The 14621-nt window shown below is 66.7% G+C and carries 11 protein-coding genes; all 11 read left to right on the top strand.

The annotated features are described in order from the left end of the window. Positions 1–124: 124 nt before the first annotated feature. Positions 125–2113, top strand: coding sequence for a penicillin-binding transpeptidase domain-containing protein (locus NG698_RS17485; protein ID WP_252611294.1), 1989 nt, complete (start codon positions 125–127; stop codon positions 2111–2113). A gap of 98 nt (positions 2114–2211) precedes the next feature. Next, complete coding sequence (locus NG698_RS17480; RefSeq protein WP_252611292.1) at positions 2212–3894, top strand: ABC-F family ATP-binding cassette domain-containing protein; 1683 nt, start codon at positions 2212–2214, stop codon at positions 3892–3894. 146 nt (positions 3895–4040) lie between these two features. After that, positions 4041–4814 carry a DeoR/GlpR family DNA-binding transcription regulator gene (locus NG698_RS17475; protein WP_252611290.1) on the top strand — a complete coding sequence of 258 codons (774 nt, stop codon included), beginning with the start codon at positions 4041–4043 and terminating at the stop codon, positions 4812–4814. Beyond that, entirely contained in the window at positions 4811–6037 is a 1227-nt protein-coding gene (locus NG698_RS17470) for an MFS transporter (protein WP_252611288.1), read from the top strand. The genes NG698_RS17475 and NG698_RS17470 overlap by 4 nt, the downstream gene beginning before the upstream one ends. Positions 6038–6108: 71 nt before the next feature. After that, positions 6109–7563, top strand: coding sequence for a bifunctional phosphatase PAP2/diacylglycerol kinase family protein (locus NG698_RS17465; protein ID WP_374210035.1), 1455 nt, complete (start codon positions 6109–6111; stop codon positions 7561–7563). Positions 7564–7738: 175 nt separating this feature from the next. Beyond that, positions 7739–8701, top strand: a complete 963-nt coding sequence (locus NG698_RS17460) for an ABC transporter ATP-binding protein (RefSeq protein ID WP_252611287.1) — start codon at positions 7739–7741, stop codon at positions 8699–8701. 14 nt (positions 8702–8715) lie between these two features. After that, on the top strand, positions 8716–9603 hold the full coding sequence (locus NG698_RS17455) for an ABC-2 transporter permease family protein (RefSeq protein ID WP_248763448.1): 888 nt from the start codon (positions 8716–8718) through the stop codon (positions 9601–9603). A 20-nt stretch (positions 9604–9623) separates the two neighbouring features. Next, entirely contained in the window at positions 9624–10988 is a 1365-nt protein-coding gene (locus NG698_RS17450; protein WP_252611285.1) for a sensor histidine kinase, read from the top strand. Next, positions 10985–11677 (top strand): response regulator, encoded by a 693-nt coding sequence (locus NG698_RS17445; protein WP_252611283.1) that lies wholly within the window; start codon positions 10985–10987, stop codon positions 11675–11677. The genes NG698_RS17450 and NG698_RS17445 overlap by 4 nt, the downstream gene beginning before the upstream one ends. 81 nt (positions 11678–11758) lie before the next feature. Then, complete coding sequence (locus tag NG698_RS17440; protein WP_252611281.1) at positions 11759–12646, top strand: intradiol ring-cleavage dioxygenase; 888 nt, start codon at positions 11759–11761, stop codon at positions 12644–12646. A gap of 10 nt (positions 12647–12656) precedes the next feature. After that, positions 12657–14000 (top strand): M18 family aminopeptidase, encoded by a 1344-nt coding sequence (locus NG698_RS17435; RefSeq protein ID WP_252611279.1) that lies wholly within the window; start codon positions 12657–12659, stop codon positions 13998–14000. Positions 14001–14621: the final 621 nt, after the last annotated feature.

The raw sequence follows: 14621 nt of genomic DNA, 5'->3' as shown, positions 1-14621 counted from the left end.
GGACACTTAAGCCCCTGGCAGCGGTCCTCAAGTGTCCTTTCGCGCAAATCATTGGGGCGCCAAGTGTCCGTTCGCGCGGGATGGGTGACAGCAAGCGCGTTCCAAATCGGGGCATAATAGCGCCGTGGGGAACTCAAAGAAACTATCGCTTGCCATAGCTGGACTCATCCTCGGCGCCTCCTTGGTTGCCTGCGACGACGGCAGAGGGGGTGCCGAAAGCGCGGCCAAGCAGTTTGCGTCCGCTCTTTCCACGCTCGACGTCGGCTCGGTCGCCTTTGATGGCAAGGACTCCCGGGTGGCCAAGCAACAGGTCCAGGACGTTTTCAAGGCCCTGGAGCCGGACAAGCCCACAGTGGCGACCGGCGAGCTCACCCTGGACGGCGACACTGCAACCGTCCCGCTGGACTACACCTGGAAAATCGGCACCGGCGAGTGGAAATACACGGTCTCCGCAGAGTTCACGAAGTCAGGGGACAAATGGCTCGCGGTCTGGAACCCGGCAGCTCTGGTCCCCGGACTCGCCGACAACGAAATCCTCAGCAAGGGCACCCAGTCGCCGCAACGCGCCGACATCCTGGGCGCAGGTGACGCGAAGCTGGTCACGTACCGTCCCGTGGTCAACGTGGGGATCGACAGACTGCTTCTGGGATCCGCGGACGCCGCCACGTCAGCCACCAAACTGGCCGAACTGGTGGGCGTGGATCCCGCCGCCTACGCCCAACAGGTTGCGGCCTCCGGCGCCGAGGCGTTCGTCCGGGCCATCACTCTCCGTGATGAGGGCCGCACCGTCACGGACGCGCAGATCACGGCCATTCCCGGTGCCCGCGCCATCCCGGAAGCCCAGCCGCTGGCACCCAGCCGCACATTCGCAAGGGCAGTCCTCGGCACCGTCGGCGAGGCCACGGCCGAGCAGATCGAGGCGTCCGACGGCGTCCTGACCGCCGGCGACGTGACTGGCATCGGCGGGCTCCAGCAGCAGTACGACGCGCAGCTCCGCGGCACAGACGCCGTGGTGATCCGTGCCCAGCGGGCCGACCTGACCCGCGAACAGATCCAGGCCGCCGGAACGGATCCCCGCAGGGTGGTCTTCGAGATGGCCCCGACACCGGGCACGCCGCTGAAAACCACCCTTGATCCGAACCTCCAGTCACTCGCCGAGAGCACCCTTGCCGGTGTAGGTCCGGCGTCGGCCATCGTGGCGCTCCGCCCCTCCACGGGGGCCGTTCTCGCCGCGGCCTCAGGCCCGGGAAGCAACGGCTACAACACGGCCATGCTGGGCCAGTACGCGCCCGGGTCAACCTTCAAGATCGTCGATTCGCTTGCCATGCTCCGCAACGGCCTGACGCCCGATTCGAAGGTGGAATGCACACCCACCCTTACCGTGGACGGCCGGACGTTCAAGAACGCGGAAGGTTACCCGGAAACGTCTCTGGGGTCCGTGGCACTCCGCGATGCCTTTGCCCACTCGTGCAACACGGCGTTCATCGCTGCGCGCGACACAGTCACTCAGGCCCAGCTCGAGGCTGCTGCCGTCGCCATGGGCGTGGCGGTGGAGGCCCCCGCGCTGGGCGCCGCGGCCTTCCTGGGGTCCGTTCCGGGCGACGCGGCGGGCACCGAACATGCCGCCTCGATGATCGGCCAGGGCAAGGTGCTCCTGTCCCCGCTGGCAGCGGCCATCATGGCCGGTTCCGTGGGCAAGGGATCCCCCGTCTCACCGCAGCTGGTCCTGAACCCCGACGCCGGGGCTGCCGCGGCAGACACCTCCGACGAGACGACCGCGGAGGGCGCGTCGCCGTCGTCGACCGTTACGCCGGAGGCACCGTCCAAGGCGTCCGGCCAGCCCATCACCGCCGCCGAGGCCGCGGCGCTGTCCGACATGATGCGGGCTGTAGTCACGTCCGGCCACGCGGGTTTCCTGTCCACCGTTCCGGGCGCGCCGGTGGGCGCCAAGACCGGCACGGCGGAGTTCGGCAAGGAGAACCCGCCCAAGACGCACGCCTGGATTGTGGCCGTCCACGGTGACATGGCGGTGGCCGTGTTCGTCGAGGACGGCGGCCTCGGAGCCACCACGTCCGGGCCGCTGCTCAAGCAGTTCCTGACCGCCGCCGGCTAGGTCCCCCAGTTTTGTCTAGATAATGCGCGCCGAACTGCCTCGAAGGCCGATTATCTGGACAAAAACCCGGGTAGGGCGGGCGTGGGAAGATTGATGGCGTGGCCCACATAGACATTTCCGGCATTGACTACTTCCTCTCCGATGGCACCCAGCTGCTCAACGGCGTGACTTTCAAGGTCCCGGACGGTACCAAAACCGCCCTGATCGGCCCCAACGGCACGGGCAAGACCACCCTCTTCCGGATCATTTCCGGCGACCTCGTACCGGACGAAGGTGTGATCGGGCGCTCCGGAAACATGGGCATCATGCGCCAGTTCGTGGGCCAGGTCCGGGACGATTCCACCGTCCGAGATCTGCTGGTATCCGCCGCTCCGCCGGCCCTGGCCGCCGCGGCCAGGGAGGTGGACGAGGCCGAGCTCGCGATGGTGGAGCAAGACAACGAGCCCAGCCAGATGCGGTACGCGCAGGCCATCGTGGACTGGGGAGATGCCGGCGGTTATGACGTGGAGACTGTCTGGGACGAGGTCTGCATGGCCGCGCTGGGACTGCCCTTTGACCGCGCACAGCACCGCCCGGCGTCGAGCCTTTCCGGCGGCGAGCAGAAGCGGCTGGTGCTGGAGGCCCTGTTTGCCGGACCTGACCAACTCCTGCTCCTGGACGAGCCGGACAACTACCTCGATGTGCCCGGCAAGCGCTGGCTTGAGGACAAGCTCAACGAGTCCAAAAAGACTGTCTTCTTCATCAGCCACGACCGCGAGCTGCTCAACAATGCCGCCGGCCGCATCGTGACCCTTGAGCCGGGCATCAACGGAGCCGGCGCCTGGGTGCACGGCGGCGGCTTTGGCTCCTACGTGGACGCCCGCGCTGACCGGAACGCCCGCTTCGAGGAGCTCCGCAAGCGCTGGGACGAGGAGCACGTGAAGCTCAAAGAACTCGTCAATATGTACAAAAACAAGGCCGCCTTCCGCTCCGACATGGCCAACCGCTACCAGGCCGCCCAGACTCGCCTGGCCAAGTTCCTCGAGGCCGGCCCGCCGGAAGCATTGCCGATCGAGCAGAATGTGCGCATGCGCCTGAAGGGTGGCCGGACCGCCAAGCGGGCCGTTGTGGCTGAGAAACTGGAACTGACCGGGCTGATGAAGCCGTTCTCCACCGAGGTGTGGTTCGGGGACCGCGTGGGTGTGCTCGGCTCCAACGGCTCCGGCAAGAGCCACTTCCTGCGCCTGCTCGCCACGGGCGGGACGGACCCGGAACGGGAGCACCTTCCCGTGTCCGACGTCGATATTGCTGAAGTGCCGCACGAGGGGACCGTGAAACTCGGCGCCCGTATCCGGCCCGGCTTCTTCGCCCAGACCCACGTCCGGCCCGACCTCCTGGGCAAGACCCTGCTGGAGATCCTGCACCGCGGCGACGAGCACCGGTCCGGCCTGGGCCGGGAGGCAGCCGCCGGCGCATTGGACGGCTACGGCCTGGCGTCGCAGTCGGAGCAGAAGTACGAATCGCTCTCTGGCGGCCAGCAGGCGCGGTTCCAGATCCTGCTGCTACAGCTCTCCGGCGCCACGCTCCTGCTGTTGGATGAGCCCACGGACAACCTGGACCTGCATTCGGCCGAGGCACTGGAAAAAGCCATCGACCACTTCGAGGGAACCGTCCTGGCAGTCACCCACGACCGCTGGTTCGCCCGCACCTTCGACCGGTTCCTGGTGTTCGGTTCCGACGGCCGCGTCTACGAATCCGCCGAGCCTGTGTGGGACGAAAAGCGGGTTGAGCGCGCCCGCTGACGCTCTCTCACTTCCTGCAGGTTTCCGGCCGACGCTCTCTCACTTTCTTGAGGAGAGTGAGAGAGCGTTGGTGATTTTCCTGCGTTAAGTGAGAGAGCGTCGGGTGGTGCTCTGTGCATATGATCATAAATTGCTATCATATGAGCATGAAGACTGAAGAGCGGCACCGCCTGATCGGGGAGCTGCTTCGCCACCAGGCCGAAGTCTCGGTGGAAGAGCTGACCCAGGCGTGCGACGCATCGGGCGCCACCATCCGCCGCGACCTCGAGCTGCTCGCATCGCATGGAGTGCTGCGTCGGGTCCATGGCGGTGCCAGGAGCCTCATTGCCGGCGGCGAAAACCCGGGCTACGGCCAGCGCGAACTCGAAGACCAGGGCGTGAAGGCCAGGATCGCCGCCGCCGTGGCAGGCCTGCTGGGAGATCGCGAACACGTGTGGCTGGACAGCGGCACCACAGCCACGGAAATTGCCCGCGTCCTCCGTGGGCGCGAACTGACGCTGATGCCCATGTCCATGCGCTCCCTGACGACGGTCACCGACGACGACCCGCATGCCGGCCAGCGTCCCGCCCTGCTGCTCCCGGGCGGAAGCCTGGTTCCCGGCGAGCTCTCCTTCCGCGGCCCGCTCGCGGAAGCCAATATCCGGTCCCTGCGCTTCGACACGGCGGTGGTCACCCCCTGCGCCCTGAACCTCAGGGACGGTCTCCTGGCCCATGATTTGGAGGACGCCGCAGTGAAGCGGGCCGGACTCGAATCCGCGGCGCGGGTGATTGTTGCCTGCGCCGGCGCCAAATGGAATGCCACCGCGATGGCCCTGGTTGCCCCCTTGGACGCAGTGAACGTGATAGTTACGGACAAAGACCTGAGTGCGGACGAACTCGCACACCTCAACAAGATCTCGGTGGAAGTAGTCAAAGCATGAGCATCAACACCAGCACGACGGCCGGACCGTCCCTCAGGGCAGCAGCCGCCGCCACTTTTGTGGTCTTTGGAATCAACGGCTTCGTCTTTGCCAGCTGGGCCGCCAGGATCCCCGCCGTCACCGAGACGCTGCACCTGACCTCCGGCCAGATGGGCACGCTTCTGCTGTGCATCGCCGTCGGCTCACTGCTGGCCCTTCCGACGGCGGGACTTGTGGTGGGGAGGATCGGCACCGCCAACGCGGTGCGGGCAGGCGCCCTGCTGTCAGCCCTGGCCGGGGTAGGCATTGCCCTTTCCCTGTCGGCGGAATCGGTCCCGGGCACTGCCGTTTCGCTGTTCTTCTTCGGCATCGGCGTCGGGCTGTGGGACGTTTCCCAAAACATTGAAGGGGCGGACGTTGAGCACAAGCTTCGGCGCACCATCATGCCGCAGTTCCATGCGGCCTTCAGCGGCGGGGCCTTTGTGGGGGCGCTGATTGGTGCGGGCCTGTCAACGCTCGGCGTCGGCCTGCCGTTGCACCTGCTGGTCATCGCCGGTGTGGTGGTGGTGGTAGCCCTCGTGGCGCCCCGCTATTTCCTCCCCCACGCGGCCCAGGCCGCTCCGGTCGAGGGTGAACCGACGGCTGTGAAGGGGCCATCGGCCTGGCGTGACAGCCGCACCCTGCTGATAGGCGTTGTGGTCCTGGGCGCAACACTCACCGAAGGCGCCGGAAACGACTGGATCGCCAAGGCCACTGTTGACGGGCTGGGCAGTTCGGAATCCACCGGTGCCCTAATGTTCGCCTTGTTTGTCCTGGCAATGACGGCGATGCGGCTCTTCGGCGGCCGTGTGATCGACACCTACGGCCGCGTTGCAGTGCTCCGGGCCAGCATGGCCGCGGCCACGGCGGGTCTGTGCCTGTTTGTGCTCGCGGGGAACATCTGGCTGGCCGGGGTTGGTGCTGCACTGTGGGGCGTGGGCTCAGCGCTGGCCTTCCCCATGGGAATGTCAGCCGCCGCCGACGATCCGAAGCATGCGGCCGCCAGGGTTTCGGTTGTATCCACCCTGGGGTATGTTTCCTTCCTGGCCGGCCCGCCGTTGCTTGGCTACCTGGGCGACCTCACGGGAATCCATCTGGCACTGCTCGCGATCCTCGCCCCGATCCTGGTGGCACTGCTCCTTGCCGGCGCCGCGAGGCCATTGGCCTCCAAGCCCCAGTTCTCCAAGGTCCCGCCCTCCAAGTAGGGAGAACTCACCGGTTATAGGGTGGGGAGATGTACAGAGTGTGGCGCAAGGGACCGGGCTGGATCAGCCGCATGGACCGGCACCTTGTCCGCGGCGTGTCGTCGTTCCCGGGTGGAAACCACGATGAGTTCTTCCGCCGCATTTCGGCCTCCGCCACCCACGGCAAACTGTGGATCGGGGCAGCGGCGATCATGGCCGCCTTCCCCGGCAAGCCCCGCCGGGCTGCCCTGCACGGGCTGATCGCCCAAGCGGTGGCATCGGCGGTGACCAACGTGGTGTTCAAAACCCTGTTGCCGCGGGCACGCCCGCTCCCCGAGCACCTGCCGGTTTTCCGGTTCGTCCATCCGCAGCCCACCAGCTCGTCCATGCCATCGGGGCATTCGGCCTCCGCCATCGCCTTCGCGCTCGGCGCCGGCCTGGTCAAGCCGGTTGTCGGTGCGGCACTTGCGCCGGCGGCGCTGGGAGTGGCCTACTCCCGCGTCCACACGGGGGCCCACTGGCCATCGGATGTGTTCTTCGGTTCGGCCATCGGCGCAGGGGCGGCGCTGGTGACTCGTAAGTGGTGGCCCGTCCGCCCACCGTTTCCCGGAGTATCGCGCACGGCAACCCAGGCCCCGGAGTTGCCGGGCGGTGAAGGTCTCAGCATCGTGGTGAATACCCTCGGCGGCTCCTTCACGGAACAAACGGCAGGCGCACTTCAGGAAGTATTCCCGAAGGCGCATATAAAAACGGTAGAGCTGGGAGAGAGCCTGGAGGAGGCCATCCAGGCCGCCGTCTCCCGCCCGGGTACCCGCGCCCTGGGCGTGTGGGGCGGCGACGGTACCGTTGGCACCGCCGCCGCAGCTGCCGTCGAACATTCCCTTCCCCTGCTGGTGCTCCCGGGCGGAACGCTCAACCACTTCGCGCGGGACACAGGGACTGCCAACCTGAAGGACGCTGTGGCAGCCGCGGCCGCGGGTGAAGCGGCGCGGGCCGACGTCGGCGTTGTGACCGTGGAGCGCGGGCTGGCGGGCAACCCCGAAACGGCTGACCTGGTCATGCTGAACACGGCCAGCATCGGCCTGTACCCCAACCTGGTCCGGCGCAGGGAGCAGTTGCAGCCGGCCCTCGGCAAACCGCTGGCCGGCGTGGTGGCCATGTTCCGGACGTTCGCCGCGGGTACACCCACCACCCTGACCGTGGACGGTGTCCGGCACAAACTCTGGATCGCGTACATCGGACGCGGTCGCTACTACCCCCGGGACCACGCGCCCCTGTCGCGGCCCGTGCTGGACGATGGCGTCCTGGATGTCCGCATGATCACTGCCGACGAATCTTTTGCCCGGCTCCGGCTCCTGTGGTCGGTGTTGACCGGCACGGTGGCGACGTCCCGGATCACCCATCTGCGGGAGGCTACCGAGGTCCGGATTGAGTCGGAGGGTTCCCCCTTGGCGCTTGCGGTCGACGGCGAGGCGCTGGCGGGCGTGCGCAGCGTCCGGTTCCGGGTGGAACCGCGTGCCCTGACGTACTACTCGCCCCGCACGTAAGGCGCCTGCGCCCCCTGAGGGGACCCCTGATCATCCGTGCGGACTACCCTGATTCGACCCTGAATCATCCCTGAGACAGGCGAGATCCGGCTGTGCCGTCGGTAGCGTGGAGCGTACACACGAAAACGTCCCCGCATCCCGCAGCCACCCGGCTGCTGTTCTAAGGAACATTTCCATGATTGAGGCAACAGGCCTGTCAAAGGTCTACGGCAGCAAAACGGCGGTTGAAGGCGTCAGCTTCACCGTCAAAGCAGGGCAGGTAACGGGCTTCCTGGGCCCGAACGGTGCCGGCAAATCCACCACCATGCGCATGATCATGGGACTGGACCGGCCGACGTCGGGCACGGTCACAGTCAACGGCCTGCACTACGCCGATCACAAGGCCCCCCTGCACGAGGTGGGGGCGCTGCTGGACGCCAAGGCGGTCCACATCAGCCGCAGCGCCTACAACCACCTGCGGGCCATGGCGGCGACGCACAACATCCCCACATCCCGGGTGCACGAAGTCATCGAAATGACCGGGCTGGAGGCAGTGGCGCGGAAAAAGGCAGGTGGCTTCTCGCTGGGCATGGGGCAGCGCCTGGGCATTGCCAACGCGCTCCTTGGCGACCCGCAGACCCTGATCCTGGATGAGCCGGTCAACGGCCTCGATCCGGAAGGTGTGTTGTGGGTCCGCAACCTGGTCCGCTACCTCGCCGGGCAGGGCAAGACCGTCTTCCTGTCCTCACACCTCATGAGCGAAATGGCCCAGACGGCAGACCACCTGATCGTGATCGGCCGCGGCAAGATCATTGCGGACGCCCCCGTGCAGGACATCATTGCGGGCACCCGTCAGGTCAAGACCCTGGTCCGCACGTCCGCAGCCACCCAGCTGTCAGCCCTGCTGTCCGGCGATGGCGTGACCGTGGACCAGGGCCAGCCCGAAACCCTGGAAGTGACAGGCCTGGACGCACGCAAGATCGCCCAGGTGGCACTGGACAACCGGGTGCTCGTCTACGAACTCACCCCGCAGCAGTCGTCTCTGGAAGACGCCTACTTCGACCTCACCAAGGACGAAGTGGAATACCACTCACACCTGACCGGTGGACCCGCCGGCGAGTTCGCCCCGGAAACCGCCCCGGCAACGGCAGGAAAGTAAGGACGATGACCACCATGACTGAAACCCAAACTTCCCGGGTCCGCTCCACCGCTGGTACCAAGGGCGTGACCTTCGCCGGTGTGCTGCGGTCCGAATGGATCAAGCTGTTCTCCCTGATGTCCACCCGCATCCTGCTGCTCCTGACCCTGGTGGCGATTATCGGCGTCGGGGCCCTCGCGGTCCTGATCCGGTTCTCCTTCCTGGACGAAATGGCACGGCAGGCCCGGGACCAGGGCCAGACCCTGACGCCGGAAATGATGTCGCAGACTTTCCCGCCAGGATCAGGCTTTGACCTGTACAACCTGCCCAATGCAGGCCTGCAGATCGGCATCCTGGTGCTGGGCTCGCTGGCTGTCCTGTTCATCTCCTCCGAGTACGCCACGGGAATGATCCGTTCCACCATGAACGCCGTCCCGCGCCGCACACCGGCCTTTGTGGCCAAGGCAATCCTGCTCGCCGTGATCTCCTACGTCATCACCACCATCGCCGCCGTGGCCACGTTCCTGATCGCCATGCCGGTCTTCCAGGGACTGGGCTTGGACCTGGACTGGTCCACGGACGGGGTGCTGTACAGCGTCTTCACGGGCGGCCTCTACGTTGCCGGGGTGGCCCTGATCGGCCTGTCGCTCGGCGCACTGCTGCGCAACTCCGCGGGCGGAATCACCGTGCTGGTGGGCCTGTTCTTCGTCCTGTCCATTGCGGCGAGTTTTATGACCTTCATCCCCGGTGACTTCTGGAAGTATGTGCCCCAGTACCTCCCCAGCGACGCCGGCGGACGGTTCCTGTCCATTGGTCACACCGACGGCGTCATCGATCCCTGGCAGGGCGGCCTGATATTCCTGGGCTACGTTCTGCTGTTCCTGGTACCGGCCATGATCGTGCTCAAGAAACGCGACGTCTAGGCGGACACTAGGCTCAGAGCATGAATGAAGCGGCACTCGTGAGGGACGTGCCGGCCAGCCAGGCCGACGCGTCCTTTGCCGAAATCACGGCCAAGCGCCGCGGCATGCTCCGGCGCTACCTTTACCAGCATCCCCGGGTGATGGACGGTGTGGTGGTGTTCAGCTACGCGCTTCTGGTGGCGCCGACCGTGGTGGACGCGATCATGTCCGGCGCCTGGCTGGCGGCGGCGCTCCTCTTCGTGGTCGCCGGGGCCCTGTTCTTCCGGCGCTCCCACCCCGTGGCGTTGGCTGCCTTCGTCGCGGTGATGGAAGTGGCCGTCACGCTGCTGCACCCGTGGGGCTCCAATGTCTCAGCGGGCCTGTGGTTCTCGCTGTACGCCGTGGCCGTGGTGCACACGCGCCGGTTCGCGCTGGTGTCCATGGCCGCCGCCACGGCGCCGCTGGCACTGCTGTACCTGCTGGCCGCCGTTGGTCCCATGGAGAATTCCTTCATCCACGACGCTGGCGGCAATCCCGGCGACTTCCACCTCCTGACCAGCATCGCCACCGGCGCCACCATCGCCCTGTCCAACGTCATCGCCACCGGGATCGGAATCTCGGTGCGGCAGCGGCGGGAGCATGAGCAGGAGATCGCCGCCTGGGCGGCGCGGACGGCCAGCCTGGCGTCCGTCAACGAACGCAACCGGATCGCCCGCGAAATGCACGACGTCGTGGCGCACTCACTGACGGTGATGGTCAGCCTCTCCGATGGCGCCGCCGTCGTGGTCCGGAAAAGTCCCGACCGCGCCGGGGAAGTGCTTGGTGAACTGTCGCGGACCGGCCGGACCGCCCTGGCGGACATGCGGCGAGCCCTGGGCGTACTCCGGGACGACGCCGGCGGCACGGCGCCACGGCAGCCGCTCGCTTCGGGCGACAACCTGGCTAAGCTCCTGGAAGGCTTCCGCACCGCGGGCCTGCCGCTGCACTACTCGCACACCGGCCCGGCGCTGCCCGACGACGCGGCCTTCCAGCTCACGGTCTACCGGATAGTTCAGGAGTCACTGACGAATGTGCTCCGCTACGGCCGGTCGCTGGGACGGGTGGACGTGGCCATTGTCCGGGCCGGCTCCACGGTCACCATTGAAGTGCTCGACGACGGCGCGGGAGTCCCGGGTCCGGGCACCTCCGACGGCGGCGGGCCGGGTTCAGGACTCCCAGGCGCCGGCGTCGGGCCCGGTTCCGGCCAGGGGCTGGCGGGGATGGCCGAACGGGCGCGCATCTATGCAGGCACCGTGGTGGCCGGGCGGCGCGGCCGCGGCTGGCGCGTGTGTGCCGTCCTGAACTGGCCGGCCGACGAACCAGCGGAAACCCCACACCCGTCCACCTCGACTGCAAGGCACACGTGACTGAAACCCAACCCATAACCGTCCTGCTGGTTGATGACCAGCCGCTGCTGAGGATGGGGTTCCGCCTCATCCTCGAGGGCGAGGAAGACCTGCATATTGTGGGCGAGGCCTCCGACGGTGCCGAGGCGGTCCGGCTGGTCCGGGATCTCAAGCCGGACGTGGTGCTGATGGACGTCCGGATGCCCGTGCTGGACGGTATCGAGGCAACCCGCGCCATCACCGCCTCCGGATCGTGCGCCCGGATCATCATCCTCACCACCTTCGATGTGGACGAGTACGCGTTCGCCGGGCTCCAGGCAGGCGCGTCCGCCTTCCTCCTCAAGGACGTGGCGCCGTCGGATCTGGTCAATGCCGTCCGGGTGGTGGCCAGCGGGGATGCCGTGGTGGCTCCGCGTGTTACGCAGCGGCTGCTGGAGACCTATGTCCGCGGTGCAGCCGTGCCGGCCCCATCCGCCTCGCCGCGGGATTCCCTGCTCGAAGACCTGACGCCACGCGAAACAGAAATGCTCGAAGCCATGGCGGAGGGTCTCTCCAATGCCGAGATCGCGCACCGGTATTTCCTCTCCGAAGCAACGGTGAAGACCCACGTCCGCCGGATCCTGACCAAGCTCCACCTGCGGGACCGGGTCCAGGCAGTTGTTTACGCCTACGAGACAGGCCTGGTGGTCCCCACCAATCCGGATTACTGACGCTGGCGCGGCCTACTGACGCACAGGTTCCGCACAGGAAGGGCCTATGCAGGGGATAGGCGGGGCGCGTTGGATGGAGCCATGAGCAACCACCTTCCCCACCCCGACCACGACCGCGGCCTTGAGTTTGATCTGTCCACCATGATCAGCCGCCGTTCCCTCGGAATGTTCTTCGGCGCCGGCGGTGCGGCAGCGGCGCTGGCAGCGTGCACTCCCGGCGGGTCAGGCACCACAGCCGGGACGTCGACGTCGGCCGCCACTGCCACAGCCACCGCAAGCGCCGCCAGTACGACGGCGACACCCACCGCCAGCCCCACGCTTACCCGGGCGATCGCGGAGTGCGGCGTGGAGATTCCGCAGGAAACTGCAGGTCCTTACCCCGGTGACGGCTCCAACGGCCCCAACGTCTTGGCAGCCTCCGGGGTGGTGCGGCAGGACATCACCTCAAGCTTCGGAACCGGGTCTGCTTCGGCTGAAGGCGTGCCGCTGACGTTCACCCTGACCCTGCTGGACAACGCCAACGGCTGTGTACCCCTGGCCGGCGCGGCCGTTTACGCCTGGCACTGCGACCGGGACGGCAGGTACTCCATGTACGATTCCGGACTCGCAAACGAAAACTACCTCCGCGGCGTCCAGGAAGCGGACGCCAGCGGCCAGGTCACCTTCACGTCCATTTTCCCCGGAGCCTATCCCGGCCGCTGGCCGCACATCCACTTCGAGGTGTTCGAGTCCATGAGCAACGCCACCGCCGCCGGACAGGTGCTGGCGGTATCGCAGATCGCCCTGACGAAGGCCGCCTGCGACGACGTCTACGCCACTCCCGGCTACGAGGCCAGCATCGCGAACATGAAGCGGACCACCCTGCAGTCGGACAATGTCTTCAGGAATGACGGCGGTATCTACCAGCTGGCCACCAGGATCGGATCGGCTTCGGCCGGCTACACCGCCGGGCTCAATGTGACCATCTAGACTCGGAACCATGCCTTCGCCTTCCGTTGCCGCCGCCTCCAAAGCCGTTGACCACATCCAGGACCTTGGCGCGTATGTCAGCGCATCGCCGTCGAGCTTCCACGCCGTCCACGAGGCCGCCCGGCGCCTGGACGCCGCAGGGTTCACGGGCCTGGACGAGCGTGAGCCCTGGGCCGGCGGGGCTGGTTCGTTCTACCTGGTCCGCGACGGCGCGCTGATCGCTTGGGTGGTCCCGGAAAATGCCGGGCCCACCACAGGGTTCAACCTCCTTGGCGCGCACACGGATTCCCCGTCCTTCAAGCTCAAGCCGCAGCCCACCACGGGAGCGTTCGGCTGGCTGCAGGCCGGGGTGGAGGTCTACGGCGGGCCGCTGCTCAACTCCTGGCTGGACCGCGAACTTCAGCTGGCGGGCCGGCTGGTCATGCTGGACGGCACCGAACACCTCACCGCCACCGGGCCCATGCTCCGCTTCCCGCAGCTGGCCATCCACCTTGACCGTGCCGTGAACGACGGCCTGACGCTGGACAAGCAGCGGCACATGAACCCTGTGTGGGGCCTGGGCGATCCCGCCGATGTTGACCTGCTGGCGGTTTTGGCATCGCATGTGCCTGGCGGCACTTCTGTTGATCCGGCGCGGATTGGCGGGTACGACGTCGTTATTGCAGACACGCAGCCACCCGCGGTTTTCGGGGCCAACAGCGAGTTCTTCGCCTCCGGGCGCCTGGACAACCTTTCCGCGACGCACGCAGGGCTGGCGGCGCTGATCGCGCATTCTTCTGCTGCGTCTGGCGGCGCGGCCGGTGGGCCGATCGGCGGCGCCCCGATCGCCGTTCTCGCGGCGTTCGACCACGAGGAAATCGGCTCCAACTCCCGATCCGGCGCGTGCGGGCCCATCCTCGAAGACGTGCTCGTGCGCGTCTCCGACGGCCTCGGCGCAACGGTGAGCCAACGGCGGCAGGCGCTGGCGGCGTCGTTCTGCGTTTCCGCGGACGCCGGCCACGCCGTCCACCCCAACTACCCGGAGCGGCACGATCCGGCCAACCACCCGGTCCTGAACGGCGGCCCGCTGCTGAAGATCAACGCCAACCAGCGGTACGCGACCGACGCGCCGGGCGCGGCATTCTGGGCCAGACTGTGCGGGGAGGCGAAGGTGCCGTACCAGGAATTTGTGTCCAACAATGTGATGCCCTGCGGCTCCACCATTGGCCCGCTGACCGCCACGCGCCTGGGGATCCGGACGGTCGACGTCGGCGTGCCCCTACTCTCGATGCACTCCGCCCGCGAGCTCTGCGGCGTGGCGGACCCGCACCGGCTGGCAACGGTCACGGAGCTTTTCTTCCGGACGGCGGTGTAGGCAGGTTCTAGGTTGCCGGCTTCAGGGCCGTCCACCAGACGGCAACGGCCCGGGCTGCACTCATAGTCCACGTGGCCGTGCCGCTGGCTCCTGCTGTGGCCTGAACGTGGCCGGCCAATTCGGCTATCTGACCCAAAGACGGGATTGTCGATGGAGGCAGTTTTCTCCACTTGGAAATCGTCAACCTGAAGTCCCTTATGCGCGCTAGCCCAGATACAGCGGTCAAATCCCTAAAATATGGGCGGAATGAGAACCCCTATACCTAATATTCGGACCGGCGGCCAAACCCCTGTACTTGGGTAGGAAGCGTATATCCGGCGCTCAAAAGTGAGTACCTGCCACTGGTGACAGGCGCCTCAGGCCAGCCATAGGCTCATCTTCACGGCCAGAGTCGAAGGCTAAATGAGAGCTGGGGCCAGAGACCAGACCCATGACCGGATGTAGCGCTAGTGCCGCGCCCGACTTCCGAGCCGAGTGCGGAGTTGACTAAATCCGCAAGCGTCATGAAGTGGTGAGGTATTTGTCTATTTCAACCCAGCTCCCAATAACATTCCCGATGCTGGCCTTCGAAGCTCCGAGGGCGTCAGTCAGTGTCGTCATTCCCACCCTGAACGAGGCGAG

It is taken from the genome of Pseudarthrobacter raffinosi, assembly GCF_023913735.1.
Lineage (GTDB): Bacteria > Actinomycetota > Actinomycetes > Actinomycetales > Micrococcaceae > Arthrobacter > Arthrobacter raffinosi.
Note: the sequence above shows the minus strand (reverse complement) of the source record. Positions and strands in the feature narration are given on the sequence as shown.